Origin of the sequence: Neisseria sp. CCUG17229 (assembly GCF_047839235.1) — a bacterium.
Taxonomy (GTDB): Bacteria; Pseudomonadota; Gammaproteobacteria; order Burkholderiales; family Neisseriaceae; genus Neisseria; species Neisseria brasiliensis.
Genome location: NZ_CP181247.1, coordinates 1,464,474 through 1,490,336 on the forward strand (window position 1 = coordinate 1,464,474; position 25,863 = coordinate 1,490,336).

Sequence of the window (25,863 nt, forward strand, 5' to 3'; positions counted from 1 at the left end):
ATCTTTCTCAAACAGCCTGTTCAAGCTGGGTCCTGTAAGCCACAGGACTCAGCTTTTTTAAATTCAAACTAATACGTTCATAATTGTAGTAACGTATGTAATCATCTATCACTTTGGTCAACTCTGCCACCGATAACACACCTTCCTGATAGAAGCTTTCCACTTTTAATGTCCCGAAGAAACTCTCCATCGGTGCATTGTCCCAGCAATTCCCTTTGCGCGACATGCTCTGCACAATGCCTTTCTCCGCCAGCTTTTCCCGATAAGCCTGAGTTCGGTAAAGCACACCTTGGTCAGAATGCAGCAGCGGGGTCTGCCCTTTCAGACGGCCGAATGCCTTATCCAGCATCTGCATGACCATCTTGCTGTCCGGCTTTCTACTGAGCTCATAAGCCACAATCTCACGATTGAATACATCCAATATCGGCGATAAGTACAGTTTGCCGTCGGTGCATTTAAACTCGGTCACATCGGTCAACCATTTATCTCCCGCTTTATCAGCAGTGAATGCACGCTTAAGGATGTTTTTCGACGTCTCTCCTATAACTTGCGGACGATAGGATTTTTTGTTGCGCACTTTGGCTTTCAAACCCAATAATCCCATAATACGCTGCACTTTCTTTTTATTCCACGATAATACAGCTCCAATCCGCCGTTGGCCGTAGCGACCTTTGTGTTGGTGATAAACTTCACTCACCGCCGCTTTGGCTTCCATATCGGGATCGGATTTACCGATGTGGTAGTAGAAACTGCTTTTGGGTATGCCGGCACTGTGCAACAAGTATTTCAGCAGGTGCTTCGCCCTCAGCGTTTGAACGGTTTCGCAACTTTGGTGGCGTTCTTTTCGTTGAGGGCTTTCATGTGCTTTAGGTAGTCGATCTCCGCCCTCATGTAGCGTAACTCTTCAATCAGCTCTGCCTGAGTTTTTTCATGGTCGGGTTTGTCGACGATAAAGGGATTGTTGCGTTTGGTCTGCGTAGTCTTCATAAGCGTAGCCTGTGGGTGCTGAAGTGCGGCTATACCGCCTTGACGGTAGGCGGCAATCCAACGGCGCAGGTGGGTGCGTGAGACGTTGAAATGGTCTGCGGTACGCTGTTGGCTGTGCACTTGATGGTAATGGAGTACGGCTCGGTATTTGAAGTCTAGTGTATATTTGGACATAAGAAAACTGCACCTTTTTAAGTTGGGGGGAAGTGTCCAACTTTTGGGGTGCAGTTCAAAGATTTAGTATTTCAGACGGCCTTTTATTGATAAGGAAACAAGCAATCAGTAAATAATATTTTTACCGTAGCCTTCCAATATTTCCTTAATTTTCAATACGGTTTCTTTCGGTGGCGGATGCACGCCGGTTAATTTGTATTCATCGCCGCACAACGCCCATTTGTGCGCACCCAATTCGTGATACGGCAACAGCTCAACAGTTTCGATATTATCCATACCGCCGATGAACTCACCCAACAGATTAGCTGAGCGTTCGTCATCGGTGTAGCCCGGCACAATCACATAACGCACGCGTGTAGGCTGTTTGCGTTCGGCCAGATAGCGGGCGAAGTTTAAGGTTTTGGTATTGGGAATGCCGACCAATACTTTATGAATGTCGGGATCAATCTGTTTCAAATCCAGCATCACCAAATTGGTGTGATCCAGCAAACCGTCCAAAATCGAATCGTAGTGCAAAGCATAGCCGTTGGTATCCAAGCAAGTATGGATTTCCTGTTCGCGGCAGGCGGTAAACCAATCGCGCACGAATTCATATTGCAGCAGCGGCTCACCGCCGGTGGCCGTTACCCCGCCGCCGGTTGCGCGCAGGTAATGGCGGTAAGACATCACCTGTTTCATCACCTGTTCAACCGTTAATTCTTGGGCTTTGTCGGTATGCAAATCCCATGTATCGCGGTTGTGGCAATACAGGCATCGCATCAGACAGCCTTGCAGGAACAAAACATAACGCAAGCCGGGGCCGTCGACCGTGCCGCACGATTCGATAGAATGCACAATGCCTTTGCCCTGATAATGGCGATGCCCTGCGGCGCTATCGGCTTTGGCGCGGATACGCGGTTTGATGTCTTTGGCTTGCTGTTCGGGGGTAATGGTGAATGTTTGCATAATCTTGTCCGAATACATGAAGACGTTGGCCGTCTGAAAACATACGCTTCAACGAATAAACACAATGCCGGACTCATCACCCGGCATTGTGTTCACAACCCACACTCAGATTACATGGTTTCCGTGAAGGTACGGGTAATCACGTCTTGCTGTTGCTCGCGAGTTAATGAGTTGAAACGCACGGCATAGCCGGATACGCGGATGGTCAATTGCGGATATTTATCCGGATTTTCCATCGCATCTTGCAAGGTTTCACGGTTCAACACGTTGACGTTCAAGTGTTGGCCTCCTTCCAATTCACCGGCTTCGTGGTGGAAATAACCATCCATCAAACCGGCCAAGTTGCGTTCGCGTGAGCGTTCGTCTTTACCCAAGGCGCCCGGCACAATCGAGAAGGTGTAGGAAATACCGTCTTTGGCAAATTCAAACGGCAGTTTCGCTACTGAAGTCAACGAAGCAACCGCACCGTTCACATCGCGACCATGCATAGGGTTGGCACCCGGGCCGAAAGGCGCACCAGCACGACGGCCGTCCGGCGTGTTACCGGTTTTCTTACCGTAAACCACGTTGGAAGTAATGGTCAACACGGATTGGGTCGGAATCGCATCGCGGTAGGTTTTGTGGGTAGCCACTTTACGCATGAATCGCTCTACCAAATCACAAGCGATTTCGTCGACACGGTCGTCATTGTTACCAAATTGCGGATATTCGCCTTCAATTTCAAAGTCAACCGCGATACCGTTTTCATCGCGAATCGGTTTCACTTTAGCATATTTGATGGCAGACAGCGAGTCGGCTGCCACAGACAAACCAGCAATACCGCAAGCCATGGTGCGGATGATGTCGCGGTCGTGCAAGGCCATCAGTGCGGCTTCGTATGAGTATTTGTCGTGCATGTAGTGGATGATGTTCAAGGCGGTGACATATTGGGTTGCCAACCAATCCATGAATTGATCCATGCGGGCAAATACGGTGTCGAAATCCAATACTTCATCCAAAATCGGTTCGGATTTAGGGCCTACCTGCTCTTTTGATTTTTCGTCCACACCGCCATTGATTGCGTACAGCAAAGTTTTAGCCAAGTTGGCACGCGCACCGAAGAACTGCATTTGTTTACCAATTACCATTGGGCTCACGCAGCAAGCAATGGCGTAGTCGTCGCTGTTGAAATCAGGGCGCATTAAATCATCGTTTTCATATTGAACTGATGAAGTGTCAATCGAAACTTTGGCGCAGAATTCTTTAAAGCCTTGCGGTAATTGTTCAGACCACAAAATAGTGATGTTCGGCTCTGGTGAAGGGCCCATATTGTAAAGGGTATGCAATACGCGGAAGTTGCTCCGGGTCACCAAAGTGCGGCCGTCCAAGCCCATACCACCAATCGATTCGGTTGCCCAAATTGGGTCGCCTGAGAACAATTGATCGTATTCAGGGGTACGCAGGAAGCGCACCATACGCAGTTTCATCACCAAATGGTCAATGAATTCTTGCGCTTGGCTCTCGGTAATCAAGCCTTTTTGCAAATCGCGCTCGATGTAGATATCCAAGAATGAGGATACACGGCCAAACGACATAGCGGCACCGTTTTGCGATTTCACGGCAGCCAAGTAAGCAAAGTAAGTCCACTGAATCGCTTCTTGTGCATTGGTCGCCGGTTTAGAAATATCGTAGCCGTAAGACGCAGCCATTTCTTTCATTTGTGCCAAGGCATTGTATTGGTCGTTGATTTCTTCGCGACGGCGGATCACTTCTTCTAAGTTCACGCCATTTTCCAAATCCGCTTGCAATGAGTTGTATTGATTCAGTTTGTCTTTCATCAAGAAATCAATACCGTACAAAGCCACACGGCGGTAGTCACCAATAATACGGCCACGGCCATAAGCATCCGGCAAACCGGTAATCACGCCTGATTTACGGCAACGGCGGATATCAGGGGTGTACACATCAAACACGCCTTGGTTGTGTGTTTTGCGGTATTTGGTGAAGATTTCTTCAACTTCAGGATTCAAGTCAACGTTGTAAACTTTACACGCATCTTTTACCATTTTCAGGCCGCCAAACGGCATGATGGCGCGTTTCAAAGGCTCATCGGTTTGCAAGCCGACGATGGTTTCCAAATCTTTGTCGATATAACCCGGCGCATGGCTGGTAATACCGGAAACCACTTGCGCATCGATTTTGTAAGGCTCGTGGGTGCGGTTTTCAACTTTGATGCCTTCCATCACTTCTGCCCACAATTTAGTTGTGGCTTCAGTGGCCGGCGCTAAGAAGCTGGCATCGCCTTCGTAAGGTGTGTAGTTTTTCTGAATAAAGTCACGAACATCTACGCTGGTTTCCCAGTCGCCGCCTACAAAGCCTTCCCAACCGAATGGGCGTTCTTGTACATCAGCAGACATATCAAACTCCTGTTTTAAATGAAATAAAAAGCAAAGTGAACCAGATAATTTATATATTAAGAATATCACTTTTCACGTCAAAGCGATAGAAATAAAACTGAAATAAAACTACTTATCTATCTCTACTTGATTTACATCAAATCCCATTATAACTACTTTAAACTACATTAGCATTACTCTGAAATTTTCCCAAAATCGGCGTACAATAAAAAATTCAGCCCTTAAAATCTTGTCGATTTTAAGGGCTGAATTTCAGACGGCCTTGTTATGCAAACGGATGATGCAACACAATGGTCTCTTCTCGATCAGGGCCGGTTGAAACAATCGCTACCGGTGCGCCGCAGATTTCTTCAATGCGCTGCAGATAGGCTTTGGCATTTTCCGGCAAGGCATCGTATTCTTTCACGCCGAAAGTGGATTCTGTCCAACCCGGCATGGTTTCAAAAATCGGTTTGCACAATTCCACTGCATCCGAGCCGCAAGGGAGAATGTCAGTTTTGCTGCCATCAGGCAATTCGTAGCCGACACAAATCTTGATTTCTTCGATACCGTCCATCACGTCCAATTTGGTGATACACATACCGGAAATACCATTTACCTGAATCGAGCGTTTCAAAGCGGCTGCATCAAACCAACCGCAACGGCGTGCACGGCCGGTAACCGAGCCAAACTCATGACCGCGTTCGGCCAAACCTGCGCCTACTTCGCAGAACAATTCTGTTGGGAACGGGCCCGAACCCACGCGTGTGGTATACGCTTTCACGATGCCCAACACATAATCCAACATTTGCGGGCCCACACCGGCACCTGCCGAAGCCGCACCGGCCAAACAGTTAGATGAAGTGACAAACGGATAAGTGCCATAGTCGATATCGAGTAAAGTACCTTGCGCACCTTCAAACAGCAATTTTTCACCGGCTTGTGATTTATCGTTCAACACGCGCGATACATCGGTAATCATCGGCACAATGCGCGGCGCTACTTTTTCAATCACTGCCATCACGTCTTCCGCTTTTACCGGTTCGGCACCATGCAAATGTTGCAACTGCACATTGTAGTAAGCCAAAATCGCTTCTAATTTTTCAGGAATCTTGTCCAGATTCAGCAAATCGCCCACACGAATCGCGCGACGAGCCACTTTGTCTTCATAGGCAGGGCCGATACCGCGGCCGGTGGTGCCGATTTTGCCTTTGCCACGAGACGCTTCACGCGCCTGATCCAAAGCAATATGGTAAGGCAGAATCAAAGGGGCAGTCGGTGCGATTTTTAGACGACCTTCTACGTTTTTCACGCCAGCAGCGTTCAATTCATCGATTTCACCCAATAATGCTTCCGGCGAAACCACCACGCCCGAACCAATAAAGCAATCCAGTTGCTCATGCAAAATACCACTTGGAATCAGGCGCAAAATGGTTTTTTTACCGCCCACCACCAAAGTGTGGCCTGCATTGTGGCCACCTTGGAAACGCACCACGCCGGTGGTTTCTTCCGCCAACCAGTCAACAATCTTACCTTTACCTTCGTCGCCCCATTGTGCGCCGATTACGACAACATTCTTAGCCATAAATCAAATCCTGATCTAAAAATTAATTAATTCCAATGATTTTCCACTCACCGTCGATTTCTTTCAGACGGCCAGCAATATCTTTTGAGCCATTGTGCTCTATGCCGTAATCGACAATCACACACTGTCCTTGTTCACGCAAATCTTCAATCGCCTGTTTAGCTTTTGGCGCATCTGCTTGCGCTACAACCACGACTGATTGACGGTCGATTTTTGGCAAGCGGCCGATAAAGCTGCGCAAATCAAAACTGAATCCGGTCGCCGGACGCGAACGCCCAAAATATTCACCTAATCCGTCATAACGGCCACCGCGCGCGACAGCGTCATGACTTTTCGAACCATACGCAGCATACAGCAAACCGGTGTGGTAATTATCGACGCGCAATTCCGATAAATCGATGTGCACATTTTGCTCAGGGAAGGCATCGCAAATCGCCTGCAATTCATCTAAAGCCTGACCAACCGCAAACAAATCCGGCAGCTTAGCGCGTGCTTCAACCAGTACTTCACGGCCGCCATATAAAGTTGGCAACAAAATAAAGGCTTTTGCCCACATACCGTCGAGTTTCCATACTTTGACTTCATTGGCAACCGCTTGGGCATCTTTATCCTGCATTAAGTCCAACAACTTTGCTGCTTGCTCTTCATTTAACTGCGCAGCCTGCGCCAAAGCTCGGAATACACCGACATGTCCCAAAGACAGTAATAATTCACCCAAATCGGCAATTTTCATGCTCTTAAGCATCAAGTCAACGACTTCAATATCAGCAGCAATATCGGTAAAGCCGTAAAGCTCTGCCCCTACTTGTAAAGGTTCACGCGTTTTCAGAAAACCGTCAGGACGCGCATGCAATACCGAACCGGCATAACACAAACGGTTAATACCGTTATTGGCAGAAAGCAAATGCGCATCGATACGCGCTACTTGCGGGGTAATGTCCGCACGAATCCCCAATTGCCGGCCGCTGATCTGGTCGGCCACGCGGATGGTTTTCAGCGACAAGCCCGCATCGATATGGGTGAGCAGCGAATTGCTGTATTCCATCAGCGGCGGCTGCACCAATTCATAACCGTGCACGCGGAATAAAGCCAACAATTGCTCGCGTGCGCTTTCCAATTGGCGGGCATTTGTCGGCAAAACATCAGCAACATGCTCGGGTAATTGCCAAGATTGCATGATTGTGTACCTTTTGTAAACATAAGTAAGGCTGCTTAAGCTTAAAATCAGACGGCCTATACGGCCTTCCCGTGTATCCTGATTTTAAATTTAAACAGCCCCTGATGATGGCGCAAACCATCGAGTTATTAAAATCAGACTTTAACACAAAAATTACATTTGTGCAGTTGCTTTTCAATCTTGCAAGGCCGTCTGAAATGTTCAGACGGCCTATCCATATTCCTACTATCTATTACGACTTGAAAGAAATCAATGCCACGATTAAAACAAACAATCGCCAAGCCTTGCCACATACTTGACTAAACTACTCAGATATTAGAAAATTGACCCATGATAAAAAAAGCCACACACAGGCACATACCATGAGACTAACCACTAAAGGCCGCTTTGCCGTAACCGCCATGATCGACTTGGCGATGAACGCACAAACTGGTGCCGTCAAGCTCAGCGCCATCAGCGAGCGGCAAAGCATTTCCCTCTCTTATCTCGAACAGCTTTTCAGCAAGTTGCGTCGTGCGCAATTAGTGGAAAGCTTGCGCGGCCCGGGCGGCGGTTATATTCTGGCAGCCCCTGCCTCTGAAATCAATATTGCCCAAATTATCGAAGCGGCTGAAGATAAGCTCGACGCGACCCAATGCAGCAGCAAAGCCAACTGCCACCACGGCGCCCCTTGCCTGACGCACGATTTATGGGAAAATCTCAATACGACCATCAACAATTATTTGAGCAGCGTCACCCTGCAAAGTATTATTGAGAAAAAGCATACTGACAACGACGGCAAAGTCGTCACCTTTACGCACATCCATTAAACTACCCGATATATAAAAAGAAAGAGCAAACCATGTCTGTTAACACCCCTGTATATTTAGACTATGCTGCGACCACACCGGTTGACAAACGCGTTGCCGAAAAAATGATTCCTTATTTAACCGAATTATTCGGCAACCCAGCTTCCAACAGCCACAGCTTTGGCTGGACTGCTGAAGAAGCGGTTGAAGAAGCACGCGCCAACATCGCAGCTTTGATTCACGCCGATCCTAAAGAAATCGTGTTCACCAGCGGCGCCACCGAATCCAACAACTTGGCCATTAAAGGCGCAGCGCACTTCTACAAAAGTAAAGGTAAGCACTTAATCACTGTGAAAACCGAACACAAAGCCGTGCTCGACACCATGCGTGAATTGGAACGCCAAGGCTTTGAAGTGACTTATTTAGATGTACAGGAAAACGGCTTGGTAGATTTGGAAGTGTTGAAAGCCACCATCCGTGAAGACACCATTTTGGTTTCCGTAATGTGGGTAAACAACGAAATCGGCGTGGTGCAAGATATTCCGGCCATCGGCGAAATCTGCCGCGAACGCAAAATCATTTTCCACGTTGATGCCGCCCAAGCCTGCGGTAAAATTCCGGTTGATGTTGAATCAGCTAAAGTGGATTTACTGTCTATGTCCGGCCACAAAGTTTACGGCCCTAAAGGTATTGGTGCTTTGTATGTGCGCCGCAAACCACGCGTACGCTTAGAAGCACAAATGCACGGTGGTGGCCATGAACGCGGCTTCCGCAGCGGCACCTTGGCAACCCACCAAATCGTTGGCATGGGCGAAGCCTTCCGCTTGGCGAAAGAAGAATTAGAACAAGACACCGCCCATTACCTGAAATTGCGCGACGTATTCTTAAAAGGCATCGAAGGCATCGAAGAAGTATACATCAACGGCGATTTGGAACACCGTGTACCAAACAACCTGAATGTCAGCTTCAACTTTGTCGAAGGCGAAAGCCTGATTATGGCGGTGAAAGAATTGGCCGTATCCAGCGGTTCGGCTTGTACTTCTGCTTCATTGGAGCCTTCTTACGTATTGCGCGCACTTGGCCGCAACGACGAATTGGCTCACTCTTCCCTGCGCATTACCTTCGGCCGCATGACCACTGAAGAAGAAGTAGCCTACGCTGCTGAGTTGATTAAATCAAAAATCGACAAACTGCGCGAATTGTCGCCACTTTGGGAAATGCATTTGGACGGTATCGACTTGAATACCATCGAATGGGCCGCACATTAATCGTATTCAACCCAACATGCCGTCTGAAACACGTTATGAGTCAACTTCGCTCACCCCACAGACGGCCTTTTAAGAACAATCATAGCAAAAGATAAGGAACCCACATCATGGCATACAGCGATAAAGTAATCGATCACTACGAAAACCCACGCAACGTCGGCACTTTCGATAAAGGCGACGACACTGTCGGCACCGGCATGGTCGGCGCACCGGCTTGTGGCGACGTCATGCGTCTGCAAATCAAAGTTAACGATGAAGGTATTATTGAAGATGCCAAATTCAAAACCTACGGCTGCGGCTCTGCCATCGCCTCTTCCAGCCTGATTACCGAATGGGTAAAAGGCAAGAGCTTGGACGATGCTTTGGCGATTAAAAACAGCGATATCGCCGAAGAATTGGAATTGCCGCCGGTAAAAGTCCACTGCTCGATTTTGGCCGAAGATGCGGTAAAAGCAGCGGTTGCCGACTACCGTAAGAAAAAAGACGTTTAATCATCGTTCAGACTGGCCTATGCCTAGTTTTAGGCCGTCTGAAACATTCAGTTCAATAAAGGAAAGAATATGATTACGCTGACCGAAAATGCAGCCAAACACATCAATGGCTATTTGGAAAAACGCGGCAAAGGCTTAGGCGTACGCTTAGGCGTGAAGACCAGCGGCTGCTCGGGCATGGCTTATAATCTTGAATTTGTCGATGAAGCCGATGCCATGGATACTGTTTTTGAAGCCTTTGGCGCAAAAGTATTCGTCGATCCGAAAAGTCTGGTTTACTTAGACGGCACACAAGTCGATTACACCAAAGAAGGTTTGCAGGAAGGTTTCAAATTTGAAAACCCAAATGTAAAAGATTCTTGCGGTTGCGGCGAAAGCTTCCATGTTTAAGCAACATCGATAAATCAATCAACAGCAAAAATTAAAGTACCTATTCAACATGACCTAAGCTATACTCACTATATCAATATTATTTTTAAATATTGATATAGTGAGTATAGCGTTATATTTATTGCTTTAACCTTTCAATAGTGATTGCATTTAAAATAGAAACTAAGATAAGGCAGCAGCGATCTCCCTATACTCGGTTCATAACAGTGATGACAATGCTGTATTATTACTTTATTTGAAACGACTGCATAAATGTTAACAGGTATATGGCTGCTTGTAGTAGTAATATTCAGATAGAATCAAATAGTGCTTCATCTGATGAGCTTCCTTAATTTACCGCTCCCACTCAAATTAATAAGCCTTCATATACCGTTTTCTGTCGAATCCGCCTGATTTAAAATAACATAGAACCATTCACACAAAAACGTTTATACTAACGATTAGCATAAACTCGACTGATAATCGTCAAACACGAAAAATTCCACCTTTTACACAGAAAACGGCCACACAATCGGCTGTATAACTTTCATCATGAGCCAATATTTCAACCTATTCCAACTGCCTGCCCAATTCGACCTTGATGAACAAAAGCTTGAACAAACCTATCGCGATTTAGCAGCGCGTTTTCATCCAGACAAATTCGCTGCAGCTTCTACTTTCGAGCAAAAACAGGCCGTGATGATGTCGGCCACCATCAACGAAGCTTACCAAACCTTAAAAAATCCGATCGACCGCGCTTCCTATTTATTAAAAGCACAAAATATTGAAGCTGATGCACCGGAACACACGGCCTTCACACCGGAATTTTTGATGCAGCAAATGGAATGGCGCGAAACCTTAATGGATGCGCAAATGGCACAAGATCAAGCAGCGATTGCCGCTTTAGATAAAGAAATTCACCACGAACAACAATTACTGTTTGCCTCACTCAACAACGCATTCGCCAAAGAAGATTACGACAACGCCGCCCAACTGGTTCGCCACGGCCGTTTTTTAAATAAGCTACGCAACGAAATTGCTGCGGCTTTATAATCTACTGATTGCCAAAATGAGGCCGTCTGAATTTACGGTTTAATGTCTGTTGACATTAAAAACCGATAGCAACATCAAGACAATATCATTTTTACCATGACACATACTCAATTACTCATTCTGACCTTGAGCGGCTTATTGCTGGCCGGCTGCCAAAGTTACCGAGATGACCAAAGCCGCCGCAGCAAAATCGCCCAATTTTTTATTAGTCACCCCGTTGCTGCACAAGCTATTGGCGTTGAAGATAAAAAATCTACCAATATCACCAGCAATGCTGCCCGTCTATCGCAACGCACCGGTTTGGATAACCAAGCCAACGGTGATGGCCGTGGCACACAAGTCAATGCCGTCCGCCATACTTTGTGGCAGGCAGCCATCGCCTCACAATTTGACAGTGACATAGCTGAACGTATCGGTAATGCCTACCTGAACGACACCGATGTACGCGAGGGCAAAACCGATTATTACAGTCGTCTGGCTGCCGACCAAGCTGTCGATCTGCGCAACAACATCATCGGCCGCAATATTGGTAGCGATAAGCCGGCTGCCGATATGAAAACACTGGCGCATGATGTTTTACTCCATTATCACAAAGTCGGTTTGTGGACAGCCAATCAAACCAGATCCAAAGGACGAAAAGTTTGGCGTATCAGTCAAAATAAATTGAGCACAATAGAATATAAAAAAGCTCTTGCCAACTTGGCATCCTTAAATTCAGATGGCATGAATACAAAAGAGCAGCTCGAATATTCTTCTGGCACATTGCGTGACATCAGCAAATCAGTGCAGGCCATCAGCAAGGTTCAAGATTAATCTAAATCTTCACATATTCAGCGGGAGCCTTCAAAGGCTCCCGTAATTTTTTCTGCAACTGTACTTCTGCCGACCGACAAATCGGCGTACACTAATGCCGTATCCGAAATTGGGCTTGTGCATGTTGCCAAACATCACACAAAGCTCAAGCTGTTGCGCCACTGAAGTCCGTCTGAAACCTTATCGATTTTCGGCAACAGCGTTTTCACAGAAAGGTTAAAACATGAATTTCCCATCCCGCTTTGTTTCTGCAACCCGTATGCGCCGTATGCGTAAAGATGATTTTTCCCGCCGCCTGATGCGCGAACATACTTTGACAGCCGATGATTTGATTTATCCGGTTTTCGTATTAGAAGGTGAAGGCGCGGAAGAAAATGTACCTTCTATGCCGGGTGTGAAGCGTCAAAGCTTGGATAAATTATTGTTCACCGCCGAAGAAGCCTTAAATTTGGGCATTCCAATGTTGGCTTTGTTTCCGGTTATCACACAAAACAAAACCGAATTGGCCGAAGAAGCTTACAATCCGGAAGGCTTGGTGCCGACTGTGGTGCGCACCTTGCGTGAAAAATTCCCTGAATTAGGCATCATGACCGATGTCGCGCTCGACCCTTATACCATCCACGGCCAAGACGGTTTAACCAATGCCGATGGTTATGTGATGAACGATGAAACCATCGAAGTATTGGTCAAACAAGCTTTGTGTCATGCCGATGCCGGTGCGCAAGTGGTAGCACCATCCGATATGATGGACGGGCGCATTTTGGCGATTCGTGAAGCCTTGGAAGATGCCGGCCACATCCACACCCGCATTATGGCCTACTCTGCCAAATACGCTTCTGCCTTTTACGGCCCCTTCCGCGATGCCGTGGGCAGCTCGGGCAATTTAGGTAAAGCCGATAAAAAAACCTACCAAATGGATCCGGCCAACACCAACGAAGCTTTGCAAGAAGTTGCTTTAGATTTGCAAGAAGGCGCGGATATGGTAATGGTGAAACCGGGTATGCCTTATCTGGATGTCGTCCGCCGAGTGAAAGAAGAATTCGGCGTGCCCACTTATGCTTACCAAGTATCCGGCGAATATGCCATGTTGCAAGCGGCGATTCAAAATGGTTGGCTGGATGGCGAGAAAGTGATCTTGGAAAGTTTGCTCGCTTTTAAACGTGCCGGTGCCGATGGCATTTTGACTTACTACGCCATTGAGGCCGCGAAAATGCTACGTGGTAAATAAACTGATATTTCTTTCAGGGCCGTCTTGAAAAATTTTAGACGGCCTCAATACATGTACGATGCACTATCTCATCTCAAGGAATCCCCATGAACGTTCTGTTTATCGCCGACCCGATGGCCACTTTCAAAACCTACAAAGACACCACCTACGCCATGATACGCGAAATGGCCAAACGCGGCTGGCAGCTTGCTCATACCTTAAGCAGCGAATTGTCGGTGCAACAAGGTTTGGTCGTAGCACAAGCGACACCGTTTAAATTTTTGGGTGCGAAAGACGATCACGACCATGCTTGGTTTCAAAACGGCGATAAAGTTCAGACGGCCTTAAAAGATTTTGATGCTGTGATTATGCGCACCGACCCGCCGTTTGACATGCAATACCTGTATGCCACTCAATTTTTAACTTTAGCGGCAGAACAAGGGGCGAAAGTATTCAACAGCGGCCAAGCCATGCGCGATTTCAATGAGAAGCTGGCGATTTTAAATTTCAGCCAGTTCACCGCCCTAACCTTGGTGACTACCCGCTCGGCAGACGTACGCGCCTTTTTGCAAGAACACGGCGACATTATTGTCAAACCGCTCGACGGCATGGGCGGCATGGGGATTTTCCGCTTAACCGAGCAAGACCCCAACATCGGCAGCATTTTGGAAACCTTAATGCAACTAGACTCACGCACCATCATGGCGCAACGCTACATTCCTGAAATCGTCGATGGCGACAAGCGCATTCTGATTATCGGCGGCGAAGTCGTGCCTTATGCCTTGGCACGCATTCCACAAAACGGCGAAACACGCGGCAACTTGGCTGCCGGTGGTCGTGGTGTGGCACAAGAATTGAGCGCAAAAGACCGCGAAATCGCCGAAACCCTTGCCCCAGAACTCAAACGCCGCGGCATCTTGCTGGCCGGTTTGGATGTGATTGGCAGCAACCTGACCGAAGTCAACGTGACCAGCCCGACCGGTTTCCAAGAAATCATGAAGCAAAAAGGCTTTGATGTAGCAGCCATGTTTGCCGATGCGGTTGAATCTTGGTCGAAAGCTTAAATAATCATCAAGGCCGTCTGAAAGCATTTTCCCCTTTTCAGACGGCCTATTTATCTTACTTACTAGCCAATAATTCCTATCACCATGAAAAACGACTCTTACGCCGCCGCCAAAAAAGGCAAAACCGGCCTACAGCGCATCATTAATGCGTTCGGCTATTCCAAAGACGGCCTGAAAGCCGCTTACCGCTTTGAAAGCGCGTTCCGGCAATTGGTGTTGCTCAACGCCATTTTGATTATCATCGCCTTTTTGCTCAACTTCGGCCCTACCACACGCATTTTGCTGATTATGGCTTCGTTTATTTCCTTGATTACCGAATTGTTCAACACCGCCATTGAAGCCGCGGTTGACCATACTTCCACCGAAAAACACGAGTTGGCCAAGCGTGCCAAAGATGCCGGCTCGGCCGCCCAGCTATTGGCCTTAACCCTGCTGGCGCTGGTTTGGCTGATGTCGCTGTGGCGTGAATATGGGTTTAACCTGTTTTAACCTGTGTTTTAACCCATATCAAGTCTTCAGACGGCCTTTTCCTGTAACATTATTCTATTACCATCATTCACCAAGGAATGTGACATGAAAAAACTTTTGGCAACCTTAATTATCGCCGGTTTGGCAACTTCTGCTTCAGCCGCAGGCATTCATGTAAAAGATGCGTGGGCGCGCGCCACCGTAGAAGGCATGCACATGAGCGGTGCATTCATGACCATCCACAACGACAATGCCAAACAAGATTTCTTAATCGGCGGCAGCAGCGAAGTGGCCGATCGTGTTGAAGTGCATACCCACATCAACGACAACGGCGTGATGCGTATGCGCGAAGTTAAAGGCGGCGTGCCATTACCGAGCAAAGCCAATACCGAATTGAAACCGGGCAGCTACCACATCATGTTTATGGGTTTGAAACGCGCCTTGAAAGATGGCGAAACCATTCCAGTAACGCTTAAATTCAAAAACGAAAAAGCGCAAACCATTAATGTGCCGGTGAAAACTGCTCCTATGCCTGCCGCACACAAACACAACCACGGCGAAGGCGCACACAAACACTAGTTTGTCATACGCTGATAATGAAAACAGGCCGTCTGAAACCATGGTTTTCAGACGGCCTTTCCATATTATTAAGACTACTAAATATGCTATAATTCCGCTTTAAATTTTCCGTTTCTCCCCCATATCTACCCGCATGAATACTCAACACACCCCACAAAACATCATCGTCGGCCTCTCCGGCGGCGTCGATTCGTCTGTGACTGCTGCTTTGTTGAAAAAACAAGGCCACAACGTCAACGGCGTATTTATGCAAAACTGGGAAGATGACGACAACGACGAATATTGCAGCATCAAGCAAGATTCATTCGATGCCATTGCCGTGGCCGATATTGTCGGCATCGACATCGATATTGTGAATTTTGCCGAACAATACAAAGACAATGTGTTCGCCTATTTTTTAAAAGAATACAGCGCCGGCCGCACGCCGAATCCCGATGTATTGTGTAATGCCGAAATCAAATTCAAGTGCTTCTTGGATTACGCCATCGAACAAGGCGCAGACACCATTGCTACCGGCCACTACGCACGCAAAGAAGTGCGCAACGGCGTGCATTACCTGCTCAAAGGCCTCGACCAAAACAAAGACCAAAGCTATTTCCTGTACCGCTTAAAACCGCTTCAACTCGAGCGCGCCATCTTCCCTTTAGGCGACTTGGAAAAGCCTGAAGTGCGCCGTTTGGCTACTGAATTCGAGCTACCGACCGCTGCAAAAAAAGACAGCACCGGCATCTGCTTTATCGGCGAGCGCCCGTTTCGCGAATTTCTGCAAAAATACCTGCCGACCAACAACGGTAAAATGGTCACCCCAGAAGGCAAAGTAGTCGGCGAACATGTCGGCTTGATGTTTTACACCTTAGGCCAGCGCAAAGGTTTAGGCATCGGCGGCGCGGGCGAGCCGTGGTTTGTTGCTGCTAAAGATTTAGGCAAAAACGAATTAATCGTGGTACAAGGCCACGAGCATCCGCTGCTTTACACCAACAGCCTAATCATGAACGATTTGAGCTTTACCTTGCCCGAGCGCCCGCAACCCGGCCGCTACACCTGCAAAACCCGTTACCGCATGGCCGATGCCGCCTGCGAATTGCGCTATCTCGACGATGACACCATCGAATTAGTGTTTGATGAACCGCAATGGGCGGTCACCCCCGGTCAATCTGCCGTGCTTTACGAGGGCGATGTGTGCTTAGGCGGCGGTATTATTATGTCGACCGATAAACCGGTTATCATCAAATAAACGAAAGTCTCAGGCCGTCTGAACATTTCAGACGGCCTTTCTGTATTCAATCCGCTTAGGCTGTTATAATCTTTTCATCTAAACCATATCAATGGTTTTCCTCCATCTTATTACTACTACAAGAGACTGATTATCCATGGAAAAACCTTGGTTACAAAGTTATGAAACGGGCGTGGCGCATGAAATCGACATCACCCGTTACCAATCCATTATTGATGTATTCCAAAAAAGCGTCGCCAAATTCGGCGACAAACCGGCGTTTCAAAACATGGGCAAATCGCTCAGCTACAACGAAACAGCCAAGCTCGCCACTGATTTTGCCTCTTACCTGCAAAACGTATTAAAGCTGCAACGCGGCGAACGCGTGGCCATCATGATGCCCAATCTGCTGCAATATCCAGTGGCGCTGTTCGGCATTTTACAGGCCGGTTTGGTAGTGGTGAACACCAACCCGCTCTACACCCCGCGCGAACTGGAACACCAGCTCAAAGACAGCGGCGCGACCACCATTATTGTGTTAGAAAATTTTGCCAATACGCTGGAATTAGTGCTGCCACGTACCGACATCAAAAACGTGATTATCGCTTCTGTTGGTGAGATGTTCGGCGTCATTAAAGGCAGCCTGATAAACTTTGTTTTACGCAAAGTGAAAAAAATGGTGCCCGAATACCGCATTGCCAACACGATTACCTTTCAGACGGCCTTAAAACAAGGCGCGGCGCACGCCTTCAATCCGGTTGAACTAAACCGCGACGATACCGCCCTGCTGCAATACACCGGCGGCACCACCGGCGTGGCCAAAGGCGCCATGCTCAGCCATGGCAATATTTGTGCCAACATGATGCAGGCTTCAGAATGGATTAAAAATCTGCTGCGAGAAGGCGAAGAAGTGGTCATCGCTGCGCTGCCGCTTTACCACATTTTTGCGCTCACCGTGAACCTGATGATTTTCTCGAATGCCGGTTCCAAAATCATTTTGATTACCAACCCGCGCGACATGAAAGGCTTTATCGGCGACATGAAAAAAGACCGCATCAGCGTGTTTGTCGGCGTAAACACCTTATTCAACGGTTTGGTAAACCGCCCTGAATTTGCCGAAATCGATTTTTCCAACCTGAAGCTGACTTTAGGCGGCGGCATGGCCACGCAACGAGCCGTGGCGGAAAAATGGAAAAAAATCACCGGCACACCGATTGTCGAGGCCTACGGCCTGACCGAATGCAGCCCGGGCGTATGTTGCAATCCATTGAATATTGAAGCTTACAGCGGCGGCATCGGCTTGCCTGTTTCTTCTACCGAAGTCGAATTGCGCGATGGTCACGGCAAACTGGTGCCGCAAGGCCAACCGGGTGAAATGTGGGTACGCGGCCCGCAAGTGATGCAAGGCTATTGGAACCGCCCAGAAGAAACCGCCAAAGCGATGGATGACAAAGGCTTTATTGAAACTGGTGACATTGCCGTCATGGATGAAAAAGGCTGGTTTAAACTGGTTGACCGCAAAAAAGACTTAATCGTGGTTTCCGGCTTCAACGTTTATCCAAACGAAATCGAAGAAGTGGTTGCCCATCACGATAAGGTTTTGGAAGTGGCCTGTATCGGTGTGCCGAATGAAAAAACCGGCGAAGCCTTAAAAGTGTTTGTGGTAAAAAAAGACGATTCGCTCACCAAAGAAGAATTGATCGAATTTTGCCGCACCGAACTGACTGCTTACAAAGTACCGAAAGACATCGAATTCCGCGACGAATTGCCGAAATCTAATGTCGGCAAAATCCTGCGCCGTGAATTACGTGATGAAGTATTGAAAAAATAAGCAGTTGAATGGGGTTGACTTCATCTCCAGTAGGCCGTCTGAAAAGAATGTGTGTTTTTCAGACGGCACGAGGCCTTTTCAAAATCCCCATCTTTGGCACATTTCTCCGTTATGCGCTGCTCGAAATCTTGCCTATCTTCGTGATATATCTGCGTTTTCTGCGCTGCTATAACTTCGAACTGTACCAAAGATGGGGATTTTGCAAAGGCCTCGGCCTGTTTTATTTTTGCTTTCCCACGTTTGCCAGTACGGCGGCTTCAGGGTAAAATCACGTATTCCAACATGGGTATTTCATCATGACTAAATTTATATTCGTCACCGGCGGCGTTGTATCTTCCTTAGGAAAAGGTATCGCCGCCGCTTCTATTGCGACCATTCTCGAATCGCGCGGCCTCAACGTCACCATGCTCAAACTCGACCCGTATATCAACGTCGATCCGGGTACGATGAGCCCGTTCCAACACGGCGAAGTGTTTGTCACCGACGACGGCGCGGAAACCGACCTTGACTTAGGCCACTACGAGCGTTTCATCAACGCCACGCTCACCCGCCGCAACAGCTTCAGCGCAGGTCAAGTCTATGAAAACGTGATTGCCAAAGAGCGCCGCGGCGACTACTTGGGCGGCACCGTGCAAGTGATTCCGCACATCACCGACGAAATCAAACGCCGCATCCACGAAGGCGCAGCAGGCTACGACGTGGCCATCGTCGAAATCGGCGGCACCGTCGGCGACATCGAATCGCTGCCGTTTCTTGAAGCCATTCGCCAAATGCGCAGCCAGCTCGGCCGCAACAATACCTTGTTCGCCCACTTAAGCTATGTGCCTTACATTGCCGCGGCCGGTGAAATCAAAACCAAACCAACCCAGCATACCGTAAAAGAAATGTTGGGTATCGGCATTCAGCCGGATATTTTGATTTGCCGCATGGATCGCCCTATGCCGGAAGACGAGCGTCGCAAAATCGCCTTGTTCTGTAACGTAGAAGAGCGTGCGATTGTCGGCAGCTACGATGTCGACAGCATCTACGAATGTCCGGAAATGCTGCACAACCAAGGCATCGACACTATCATTACCGAGCAGCTGCAATTAAATGTGCAGCAAGCGGATCTGACCGAATGGAAGAAAATCGTTCACGCCATTAAAAACCCGAAGCACATCGCCAAAATCGGCATGGTCGGCAAATATGTAGATTTGACCGAATCCTACAAATCGCTGATTGAAGCCTTACGCCACGCCGGCATCCATACCGAAACCGACGTGCAAATCACCTACTTCGATAGCGAAGAAATCGAGAAAAACGGCGGCGATGTTTCAGCTTTGAAAGAAATGGATGCCATTTTGGTACCGGGCGGCTTCGGCGTGCGCGGTGTGGAAGGCAAAATCGCGGCGGTACGTTACGCACGAGAAAACAACGTACCTTACTTGGGCATTTGCTTAGGCATGCAAATTGCTTTGATTGAGTATGCGCGTGATGTGGCCGGCTTACCGGATGCCAACTCAACCGAATTCAACCTGAAATGCGCATCGCCTGTGGTTGCTCTGATTGACGAATGGCAAACCGCCGACGGCAGCGTGGAAGTGCGTGATGAAAATGCCGACTTAGGCGGCACCATGCGTTTGGGCGCACAGAATGTCGAACTCAAACCGGGCAGCTTGGCCGCTAAAATCTACGGCAGCGAAGAAATCCGCGAGCGCCACCGCCACCGCTACGAAGTCAACAACAACTTCGTTCCGGCATTGGAAGAAGCCGGTTTGGTTATCGGCGGCGTATCAATGGGTCGCGAGCGCTTGGTGGAAACCATCGAATTGCCAAACCACCCTTGGTTCTTCGCATGTCAATTCCATCCGGAATTTACGTCCAATCCACGCCAAGGTCATCCGTTATTTAACGCTTTTGTGAAAGCTGCGTTAACCAATAAATCAGCCTAAGCCTTGCATATAAAAAAGCACCTGAATATCAGGTGCTTTTTTATTGGTTGCTAAATGCAATTCAATTAAAATTTCACGCGCACGCCAACAGAAGCCTCGTGAGAGTGAACTTTAATATCATCAAATTTACCCCAGTAGTTATAACGATAACCGGCATCTAAGGCAACATTTTGAGCCACATCATAGCTCACACCAGCCAATACACCTGCGCCGGTACGGGTTTTGCGGTAAGAACCTGTTTCTTTATAACCGATGCCTTCTTCAGTCCAATCATCTGAAACGCGGTTGATACCCAAGCGTGCACCCACATAAGGTTTCACCGGTTGGTACATATCAAAATCATAAATCGCCGATACACCTACGCTTTGGAATTTGGCTTTGCCGCTGCCTTCCGGTAAGTCATAGCTATAATTTTTGTAGTGGGTATAATCCACACCAACACGCACATTGTTACCCAAATCGTAACCCACAGTTACGCGTGGGCTAAAGCCGCTTTTAGAATCCGAAGCGTCGTTTTTGATTTTCACTTTAGCCACACCCACATCGCCTTGCACATACACACCCGGTGCAGCCACGACATGAGCTGATATCAACACAGCGGCAACGATTAAAGACATTTTCTTCATCATACTTACTCTCCCAATAAGCCACAGCACTATTGCATATGGCAGAAACATTGTAATCATGTGTAATGGCACTGTAAAGGACATCGTTGCTTTGTGCATAAAAAGAATATAACCAAAAGCACTTATCATACAACCAAGCATTCTTTCCCATTTTCAGACGGCCTAGGTAAAGTAACGACCATATCAAAATGAGCCTAGGAGCCACCATGACCACCACCGACCCACGCGCCAAACTACCCGATGCCCCTTTAGCTGACAACGAACGCTTAAAAGACCAAAGCCAACACTTGCGCGGCACCATTGCCGATGATTTAAAAGATGGCATGACCGGCGGTTTCAACGGCGACAATTTCCAACTCATCCGTTTCCACGGCATGTATGAGCAAGATGACCGCGACATCCGCGCCGAGCGTGCCGATCAAAAACTTGAGCCGCTGAAAAACGTGATGCTGCGCTGCCGTTTGCCGGGCGGCATCATCAAGCCCGAGCAATGGTTGGGTATTGATAAATTTGCCGGTGAAAGCACGCTCTACGGCTCCATCCGCCTGACCAACCGCCAAACCTTCCAATTTCATGGCGTGTTGAAAGACAACATCAAACCGATGCACCAATGGCTCAACGAATTGGGCTTGGATTCCATCGCCACCGCAGGTGACGTGAACCGCAATGTTTTGTGTACCAGCAACCCTGTCGAAAGCGGTTTACACAAAGAAGCCTACGAATGGGCCAAAAAAATCAGCGAGCATTTGCTGCCGAAAACCCGTGCCTATGCCGAAATCTGGCTGGACGGTGAAAAATTGCATTCTACCGAAGACTTAGTCACCGCACCTTTAGCCGATTCCGTGAAAAGTGGCGATGCCACCGAGCCGGTTTTGGGTAAAAACTACCTGCCGCGCAAATTCAAAACCACTGTGGTGATTCCGCCGCACAACGATGTGGACCTGCACGCCAACGACTTGAACTTTGTCGCCATCGAAGAAAACGGCAAACTGGTCGGCTTCAATGTCTTGGTCGGCGGCGGCTTGTCGATGGAACACGGCAACACCAAAACCTACCCCAACACCGCGCGCGAATTCGGCTTTATCGGTTTGGATAAAGTATTGGATTGCGCCGCTGCCGTGGTTTCTGTGCAGCGCGACTGGGGCAACCGCAGCGACCGCAAAAACGCCAAAACCCGCTACACCCTCGAGCGCGTCGGTTTGCAAACCTTTATCGAAGAAGTGGAAAACCGCATGGGCGCGAAATTTGAGCCTTTGCGCCCTTATGAATTCACTTCACGCGGCGACCGCATCGGCTGGGTGCAAGGCGAAGAAGGCAACTGGCACTTGACCCTGTTTATCGAAAACGGTCGTCTGCTCGACTATCCGGGCCGTCCGCTGAAAACTGGTATGCGCGAAATCGCCAAAATCCACACCGGCGACTTCCGTCTCACCGCCAACCAAAACCTGATTGTGGCCGACGTGAGGCCGTCTGAAAAAGATGCCATCGAAAAAATCGCCCGCGAACATGGCTTAATCAGCGACAGCGTCACGCCGCAACGTGAAAACAGCATGGCCTGCGTATCCTTGCCAACCTGCCCGCTGGCGATGGCCGAAGCCGAACGCTTCCTGCCAAGCTTTTCCGACAAAATCGATGAGATTCTTGCCCGTCATGAGTTATCGCAAGAGCACATCGTTTTGCGCGTAACCGGCTGCCCGAACGGCTGCGGCCGCGCCATGTTGGCTGAAATCGGCTTAGTCGGCAAAGCAGTCGGCCGCTACAACCTTTACACTGGCGGCAACCGCGAAGGCACCCGGATTCCGCGCCTGTTTAAAGAAAACATCACCGAGCCGGAAATTTTAGACATCATCAACCAATGGGTCGGCGCATGGGCGCAAGGCCGCGAAGCTAATGAAGGTTTCGGCGACTTTGCCGTACGCAGCGGTATTGTGAAACCGGTAATCGATGCGCCACGCGATTTCTGGGCATAACCCAGAATATAGCAATAAAAAGCCCTTACATTCGCCTAACAAGTGCAATTTCCAATAACAGAAAAGGCCAGTATGCGGTAGTATACTGCCTTTCCTGACAAGAAAGATTGCAATATGGCCTACACACAACTGACCTCACACCAAAGATACTACATTTCCAGACATTACCGCAACCTACCCCTAAACCAAATCGCACAGAACATCGGTTGTCATCCCGCCACCGTCAGTCGGGAAATCAGACGGCATTCCGTCAACGGAACCTACTGTTACCGAAAAACACAACAGCAAAGCGAAGTTAAAAAGAAAAACAAAAAGCCAACCAAACTGACTACTGCCGTCAAACAGACTGTTAACAAACTGATTACCCAAAAATACAGCCCCGAACAAGTCTGCGGCTACCTGCTGAAACATCAACACATCAAACTGCACCACAGCACCCTTTACCGCTATCTCGCCAAAGACCGTCAAAACGGCGGCGACCTGTACACCCATCTGCGTATCGTTTCCAAACCCTACCGCAGAAAATACGGCAGCGGTGCATGGACAAAAGGCAGCGTACCGGACAGAACCGACATTGAACACAGACCTGCCATTGTCGATCAAAAAGAGCGGGTCGGCGATTTCGAGATGGACACCATTGTCGGTAAAGACCAAAAAAGCGGACTGGTGGTTGCTGTTGAAAGAAAAACCAAATTTGTCGTTATCCGCAAAATCAGCAATTTCAAAGCAGAAGATGTAGCCCGGGTAGTGATTCGGGCATTGAAGCCGTTTAAAGATATCATTCAAACGATTACTTTGGATAACGGTAAAGAGTTTTACCGACATAAAACCTTTGTCAAAGCCCTGGGTGCGGAAACTTACTTCTGCCGTCCATACCATTCTTGGGAAAAAGGCTTGGTGGAAAATACCAACGGGCTGATCAGACAATACTTCCCCAAAGGGACGGATTTTAGGAAACTGGGTGCTAAAAAGATTAAAGCGGTTGAGGAGGCCCTTAACCGCCGACCGAGAAAGACATTAGACTATGAGACACCGGGTGATCTGTTTTCAGCAGCCCTTGCCAATGGCATTTGAGCGTTGCACTTGAAATGCGAATGTAAGGCCGTCTGAAGTTCAGACGGCTTTTTATCAGACAGTGCCGTAAAACTTCGCCGTTCACGGCGGAGATATAAGGCACGGACTGCGAAGCAGTGTCCTAAAACCACTAATATTTCAGTCAGGCGTATTTTGTTGCTCAATATACTGCCGAATAATAGAAATCGGCGCACCGCCGCAACTACCAGCAAAATAAGACGGCGACCACAACGCCCCACCCCAAAGTTTCTCACGAATACTGGGGTAATTTTTTTTCCTAATCATACGACTAGACACACCTTTCAAACTGTTCACGAGTTTTGAAATAGATACTTTGGGTGGATAATTTACCAGTAAATGGACATGGTCATTCTCTCCGTCAAATTCCACCAATTGCGCTTCAAAGTCTGTGCAGACACTTTCAAAAATACCGCGCATATCATCTAAAACTTCTTTTGTGAATACCTTTCGGCGATATTTAGCCATAAAGACTAAATGAACGTGCAAGTTAAAAACAACGTGTCTACCGCGTCTTAAGTCAGTTTCTTTTTCCATAGACCAAGTGTAAAATAAACAAAAATTCCATTATCTATGAAATCATGCAAATACTCAAAGCCTTTAAATTTGAACTCATACCCAATGGCGCAGCAATCCGCAAAATGAAACAATTTTGCGGTTGCAGCCGATTTGTTTTCAATCGGGCTTTGGCGTATCAAAATGAACAGTATCAACAAGATAATTCGTTTAAATTCAGTTACACCAAAATCGCAAACTTGCTGCCTGAATGGAAACGAGAATTAGACTGGCTCAAAGACTGCCACAGCCAAGTTTTGCAACAAAGTTTAAAAGACTTGGAAGCCAGTTTCAAAAACTTCTTTGCCAAACGTGCAGAGTTTCCCAAATTCAAACGTAAGGGCGAAAAAGACAGTTTCCGCTTTCCGCAAGGCTGCAAATTAGAACAGCAAAACAGCCGTATCTATTTTCCGAAAATCGGTTGGGTACGCTATCGCAACAGCCGCAATGTTTCAGGCTGCCTGAAAAACGTAACGGTTAGCCAAAAATGTGGTAAATGGTACGTTTCTATTCAAACTGAATGTGAAACTGAAATCCCTATGCCCAAAGGCGGAGAAATTGGCATTGATATGGGTGTTGCTCGTTTTGCAACTTTGTCGGACGGTCAATTTTTTAAACCAATCGCTGCATTCAAAATGCTAAAAGGTAAGTTAGCCAAGTTACAAAAACGTTTCAAAAACAAAACGAAATTCAGTAAAAATTGGCAGAAACTCAAACTCAAAATTTCAAAGCTGCATCACAAAATCGCCAATATTCGTAAAAACCACTTGCATCAAATCACAAGTGAAATCAGCCAAAACCACGCGATTGTATTTGTGGAAGATTTGCAAGTGGCGAATATGTCCAAATCTGCCAAAGGTAGCGCCGAAAAGCATGGCAAAAACGTGAAGCAAAAATCGGGCTTAAATCGGGCAATTTTAGACCAGTCTTGGTTTGAGTTTCGACGACAGTTGGATTACAAACTGTTGTGGAATGGCGGACATCTGATTGCCGTTCCACCACAAAATACCAGCCGTTGTTGCCCTGCTTGTAATCATACGTCCAAAGATAACCGACAAACACAAGCTAACTTTAAGTGTGTGGAATGTGGCTATCAAAACAATGCCGATATTGTCGGCGCAATCAATGTATTGAAACGCGGTCAGGAAATACTGGCAGCGAAATCAGTTTCAGGGCAGGACTTGTCCGTAGCGCGTGTGAAGTGAACAATGCAGTAAGGTTGTCAGCAGCACGAACCCACCGAAGTGAGTGAGCAGAACATCGCTAACCACAGTAGGAATCCCCTGCATTCATGCAGGGGGA

General features: G+C 47.9%; 25 protein-coding genes. 17 read left to right on the forward strand and 8 right to left on the reverse strand.

All coding sequences use genetic code 11. From position 1 onward, the window contains the following. Nucleotides 1-7: 7 nt before the first annotated feature. From ACM67B_RS07035 to ACM67B_RS07060, 6 genes are all read right to left on the reverse strand, one after another. The gene (locus tag ACM67B_RS07035) at nt 8-781 is read right to left on the reverse strand and encodes an IS3 family transposase (RefSeq protein ID WP_416188878.1); all 774 of its coding nucleotides are present in this window, start codon (nt 779-781) and stop codon (nt 8-10) included. A 23-nt stretch (nt 782-804) separates the two neighbouring features. Continuing rightward, a complete protein-coding gene (locus ACM67B_RS07040; RefSeq protein ID WP_416188879.1) occupies nt 805-1,161 on the reverse strand; it encodes a helix-turn-helix domain-containing protein in 357 nt (118 codons plus the stop codon). 105 nt (nt 1,162-1,266) lie between these two features. Then, entirely contained in the window at nt 1,267-2,109 is an 843-nt protein-coding gene (gene pflA / locus ACM67B_RS07045; RefSeq protein WP_416190538.1) for a pyruvate formate lyase 1-activating protein, read from the reverse strand. 107 nt (nt 2,110-2,216) lie between these two features. Next, complete coding sequence (gene pflB, locus ACM67B_RS07050) at nt 2,217-4,502, reverse strand: formate C-acetyltransferase (RefSeq protein ID WP_416189038.1); 2,286 nt, start codon at nt 4,500-4,502, stop codon at nt 2,217-2,219. 265 nt (nt 4,503-4,767) lie between these two features. Continuing rightward, on the reverse strand, nt 4,768-6,066 hold the full coding sequence (locus ACM67B_RS07055; RefSeq protein WP_416189039.1) for an adenylosuccinate synthase: 1,299 nt from the start codon (nt 6,064-6,066) through the stop codon (nt 4,768-4,770). A 22-nt stretch (nt 6,067-6,088) separates the two neighbouring features. Beyond that, nucleotides 6,089-7,243, reverse strand: coding sequence for an ATP phosphoribosyltransferase regulatory subunit (locus ACM67B_RS07060; protein ID WP_416189040.1), 1,155 nt, complete (start codon nt 7,241-7,243; stop codon nt 6,089-6,091). 104 nt (nt 7,244-7,347) lie between these two features. On the opposite strand from ACM67B_RS07060, the gene ACM67B_RS07065 reads away from it, so the two are divergent. From ACM67B_RS07065 to ACM67B_RS07130, 14 genes are all read left to right on the forward strand, one after another. Further along, complete coding sequence (locus ACM67B_RS07065) at nt 7,348-7,542, forward strand: hypothetical protein (RefSeq protein ID WP_416189041.1); 195 nt, start codon at nt 7,348-7,350, stop codon at nt 7,540-7,542. A gap of 63 nt (nt 7,543-7,605) precedes the next feature. Next, entirely contained in the window at nt 7,606-8,052 is a 447-nt protein-coding gene (gene iscR, locus ACM67B_RS07070) for a Fe-S cluster assembly transcriptional regulator IscR (protein WP_416189042.1), read from the forward strand. 32 nt (nt 8,053-8,084) lie between these two features. Further along, nucleotides 8,085-9,299 (forward strand): IscS subfamily cysteine desulfurase, encoded by a 1,215-nt coding sequence (locus tag ACM67B_RS07075; RefSeq protein ID WP_416189043.1) that lies wholly within the window; start codon nt 8,085-8,087, stop codon nt 9,297-9,299. Nucleotides 9,300-9,406: 107 nt separating this feature from the next. Continuing rightward, a complete protein-coding gene (iscU, locus tag ACM67B_RS07080; protein ID WP_416189044.1) occupies nt 9,407-9,790 on the forward strand; it encodes a Fe-S cluster assembly scaffold IscU in 384 nt (127 codons plus the stop codon). Nucleotides 9,791-9,859: 69 nt separating this feature from the next. Then, nucleotides 9,860-10,180: an iron-sulfur cluster assembly protein IscA gene (iscA, locus tag ACM67B_RS07085; RefSeq protein ID WP_095503392.1), complete on the forward strand. Its 321-nt coding sequence runs from the start codon at nt 9,860-9,862 to the stop codon at nt 10,178-10,180. Nucleotides 10,181-10,711: 531 nt separating this feature from the next. After that, entirely contained in the window at nt 10,712-11,212 is a 501-nt protein-coding gene (hscB, locus tag ACM67B_RS07090) for a Fe-S protein assembly co-chaperone HscB (RefSeq protein ID WP_416189045.1), read from the forward strand. 96 nt (nt 11,213-11,308) lie between these two features. Then, nucleotides 11,309-12,025 (forward strand): DUF6973 domain-containing protein, encoded by a 717-nt coding sequence (locus tag ACM67B_RS07095; RefSeq protein ID WP_416189046.1) that lies wholly within the window; start codon nt 11,309-11,311, stop codon nt 12,023-12,025. 223 nt (nt 12,026-12,248) lie between these two features. Beyond that, entirely contained in the window at nt 12,249-13,253 is a 1,005-nt protein-coding gene (gene hemB / locus ACM67B_RS07100) for a porphobilinogen synthase (protein ID WP_416189047.1), read from the forward strand. 86 nt (nt 13,254-13,339) lie between these two features. Further along, nucleotides 13,340-14,296 (forward strand): glutathione synthase, encoded by a 957-nt coding sequence (gshB, locus tag ACM67B_RS07105; RefSeq protein ID WP_416189048.1) that lies wholly within the window; start codon nt 13,340-13,342, stop codon nt 14,294-14,296. A gap of 84 nt (nt 14,297-14,380) precedes the next feature. Then, complete coding sequence (locus ACM67B_RS07110; protein ID WP_416189049.1) at nt 14,381-14,785, forward strand: diacylglycerol kinase; 405 nt, start codon at nt 14,381-14,383, stop codon at nt 14,783-14,785. 84 nt (nt 14,786-14,869) lie between these two features. Then, the gene (locus ACM67B_RS07115; protein ID WP_416189050.1) at nt 14,870-15,343 is read left to right on the forward strand and encodes a copper chaperone PCu(A)C; all 474 of its coding nucleotides are present in this window, start codon (nt 14,870-14,872) and stop codon (nt 15,341-15,343) included. Nucleotides 15,344-15,476: 133 nt separating this feature from the next. Further along, nucleotides 15,477-16,577 (forward strand): tRNA 2-thiouridine(34) synthase MnmA, encoded by a 1,101-nt coding sequence (gene mnmA / locus ACM67B_RS07120; protein WP_416189051.1) that lies wholly within the window; start codon nt 15,477-15,479, stop codon nt 16,575-16,577. Nucleotides 16,578-16,713: 136 nt separating this feature from the next. Continuing rightward, the gene (locus ACM67B_RS07125; RefSeq protein ID WP_416189052.1) at nt 16,714-18,387 is read left to right on the forward strand and encodes an AMP-binding protein; all 1,674 of its coding nucleotides are present in this window, start codon (nt 16,714-16,716) and stop codon (nt 18,385-18,387) included. A gap of 296 nt (nt 18,388-18,683) precedes the next feature. Next, nucleotides 18,684-20,318, forward strand: coding sequence for a CTP synthase (locus tag ACM67B_RS07130; protein WP_416189053.1), 1,635 nt, complete (start codon nt 18,684-18,686; stop codon nt 20,316-20,318). A 65-nt stretch (nt 20,319-20,383) separates the two neighbouring features. Here the strand turns inward: ACM67B_RS07130 and ACM67B_RS07135 are convergent, their stop codons facing one another. After that, complete coding sequence (locus ACM67B_RS07135; protein WP_416190539.1) at nt 20,384-20,944, reverse strand: opacity family porin; 561 nt, start codon at nt 20,942-20,944, stop codon at nt 20,384-20,386. Between the two features lie 206 nt (nt 20,945-21,150). Between ACM67B_RS07135 and cysI the strand changes: the two genes are divergently transcribed. Continuing rightward, a complete protein-coding gene (cysI, locus tag ACM67B_RS07140) occupies nt 21,151-22,914 on the forward strand; it encodes an assimilatory sulfite reductase (NADPH) hemoprotein subunit (RefSeq protein ID WP_416189054.1) in 1,764 nt (587 codons plus the stop codon). 114 nt (nt 22,915-23,028) lie between these two features. Beyond that, nucleotides 23,029-23,988 (forward strand): IS30 family transposase, encoded by a 960-nt coding sequence (locus tag ACM67B_RS07145; protein WP_416189055.1) that lies wholly within the window; start codon nt 23,029-23,031, stop codon nt 23,986-23,988. 138 nt (nt 23,989-24,126) lie between these two features. Here ACM67B_RS07145 and tnpA read toward each other — a convergent pair whose 3' ends face one another. Further along, a complete protein-coding gene (gene tnpA / locus ACM67B_RS07150) occupies nt 24,127-24,543 on the reverse strand; it encodes an IS200/IS605 family transposase (RefSeq protein ID WP_416189056.1) in 417 nt (138 codons plus the stop codon). 44 nt (nt 24,544-24,587) lie between these two features. Between tnpA and ACM67B_RS07155 the strand changes: the two genes are divergently transcribed. Next, entirely contained in the window at nt 24,588-25,766 is a 1,179-nt protein-coding gene (locus tag ACM67B_RS07155; protein WP_416189057.1) for an RNA-guided endonuclease InsQ/TnpB family protein, read from the forward strand. Nucleotides 25,767-25,863: the final 97 nt, after the last annotated feature.

Coding starts and splice junctions, on each gene's coding strand:
- ACM67B_RS07095 (WP_416189046.1), top strand. CDS start 11,309: ATGACACATACTCAATTACTCATTCTGACCTTGAGCGGCTTATTGCTG.
- ACM67B_RS07065 (WP_416189041.1), top strand. CDS start 7,348: ATGATGGCGCAAACCATCGAGTTATTAAAATCAGACTTTAACACAAAA.
- ACM67B_RS07055 (WP_416189039.1), bottom strand. CDS start 6,066: ATGGCTAAGAATGTTGTCGTAATCGGCGCACAATGGGGCGACGAAGGT.
- ACM67B_RS07060 (WP_416189040.1), bottom strand. CDS start 7,243: ATGCAATCTTGGCAATTACCCGAGCATGTTGCTGATGTTTTGCCGACA.
- iscR (WP_416189042.1), top strand. CDS start 7,606: ATGAGACTAACCACTAAAGGCCGCTTTGCCGTAACCGCCATGATCGAC.
- ACM67B_RS07040 (WP_416188879.1), bottom strand. CDS start 1,161: ATGTCCAAATATACACTAGACTTCAAATACCGAGCCGTACTCCATTAC.
- gshB (WP_416189048.1), top strand. CDS start 13,340: ATGAACGTTCTGTTTATCGCCGACCCGATGGCCACTTTCAAAACCTAC.
- ACM67B_RS07135 (WP_416190539.1), bottom strand. CDS start 20,944: ATGAAGAAAATGTCTTTAATCGTTGCCGCTGTGTTGATATCAGCTCAT.
- iscA (WP_095503392.1), top strand. CDS start 9,860: ATGATTACGCTGACCGAAAATGCAGCCAAACACATCAATGGCTATTTG.
- ACM67B_RS07075 (WP_416189043.1), top strand. CDS start 8,085: ATGTCTGTTAACACCCCTGTATATTTAGACTATGCTGCGACCACACCG.
- ACM67B_RS07145 (WP_416189055.1), top strand. CDS start 23,029: ATGGCCTACACACAACTGACCTCACACCAAAGATACTACATTTCCAGA.
- iscU (WP_416189044.1), top strand. CDS start 9,407: ATGGCATACAGCGATAAAGTAATCGATCACTACGAAAACCCACGCAAC.
- mnmA (WP_416189051.1), top strand. CDS start 15,477: ATGAATACTCAACACACCCCACAAAACATCATCGTCGGCCTCTCCGGC.
- ACM67B_RS07125 (WP_416189052.1), top strand. CDS start 16,714: ATGGAAAAACCTTGGTTACAAAGTTATGAAACGGGCGTGGCGCATGAA.
- pflB (WP_416189038.1), bottom strand. CDS start 4,502: ATGTCTGCTGATGTACAAGAACGCCCATTCGGTTGGGAAGGCTTTGTA.
- hemB (WP_416189047.1), top strand. CDS start 12,249: ATGAATTTCCCATCCCGCTTTGTTTCTGCAACCCGTATGCGCCGTATG.
- hscB (WP_416189045.1), top strand. CDS start 10,712: ATGAGCCAATATTTCAACCTATTCCAACTGCCTGCCCAATTCGACCTT.
- ACM67B_RS07130 (WP_416189053.1), top strand. CDS start 18,684: ATGACTAAATTTATATTCGTCACCGGCGGCGTTGTATCTTCCTTAGGA.
- tnpA (WP_416189056.1), bottom strand. CDS start 24,543: ATGGAAAAAGAAACTGACTTAAGACGCGGTAGACACGTTGTTTTTAAC.
- cysI (WP_416189054.1), top strand. CDS start 21,151: ATGACCACCACCGACCCACGCGCCAAACTACCCGATGCCCCTTTAGCT.
- ACM67B_RS07110 (WP_416189049.1), top strand. CDS start 14,381: ATGAAAAACGACTCTTACGCCGCCGCCAAAAAAGGCAAAACCGGCCTA.
- ACM67B_RS07155 (WP_416189057.1), top strand. CDS start 24,588: ATGCAAATACTCAAAGCCTTTAAATTTGAACTCATACCCAATGGCGCA.
- ACM67B_RS07115 (WP_416189050.1), top strand. CDS start 14,870: ATGAAAAAACTTTTGGCAACCTTAATTATCGCCGGTTTGGCAACTTCT.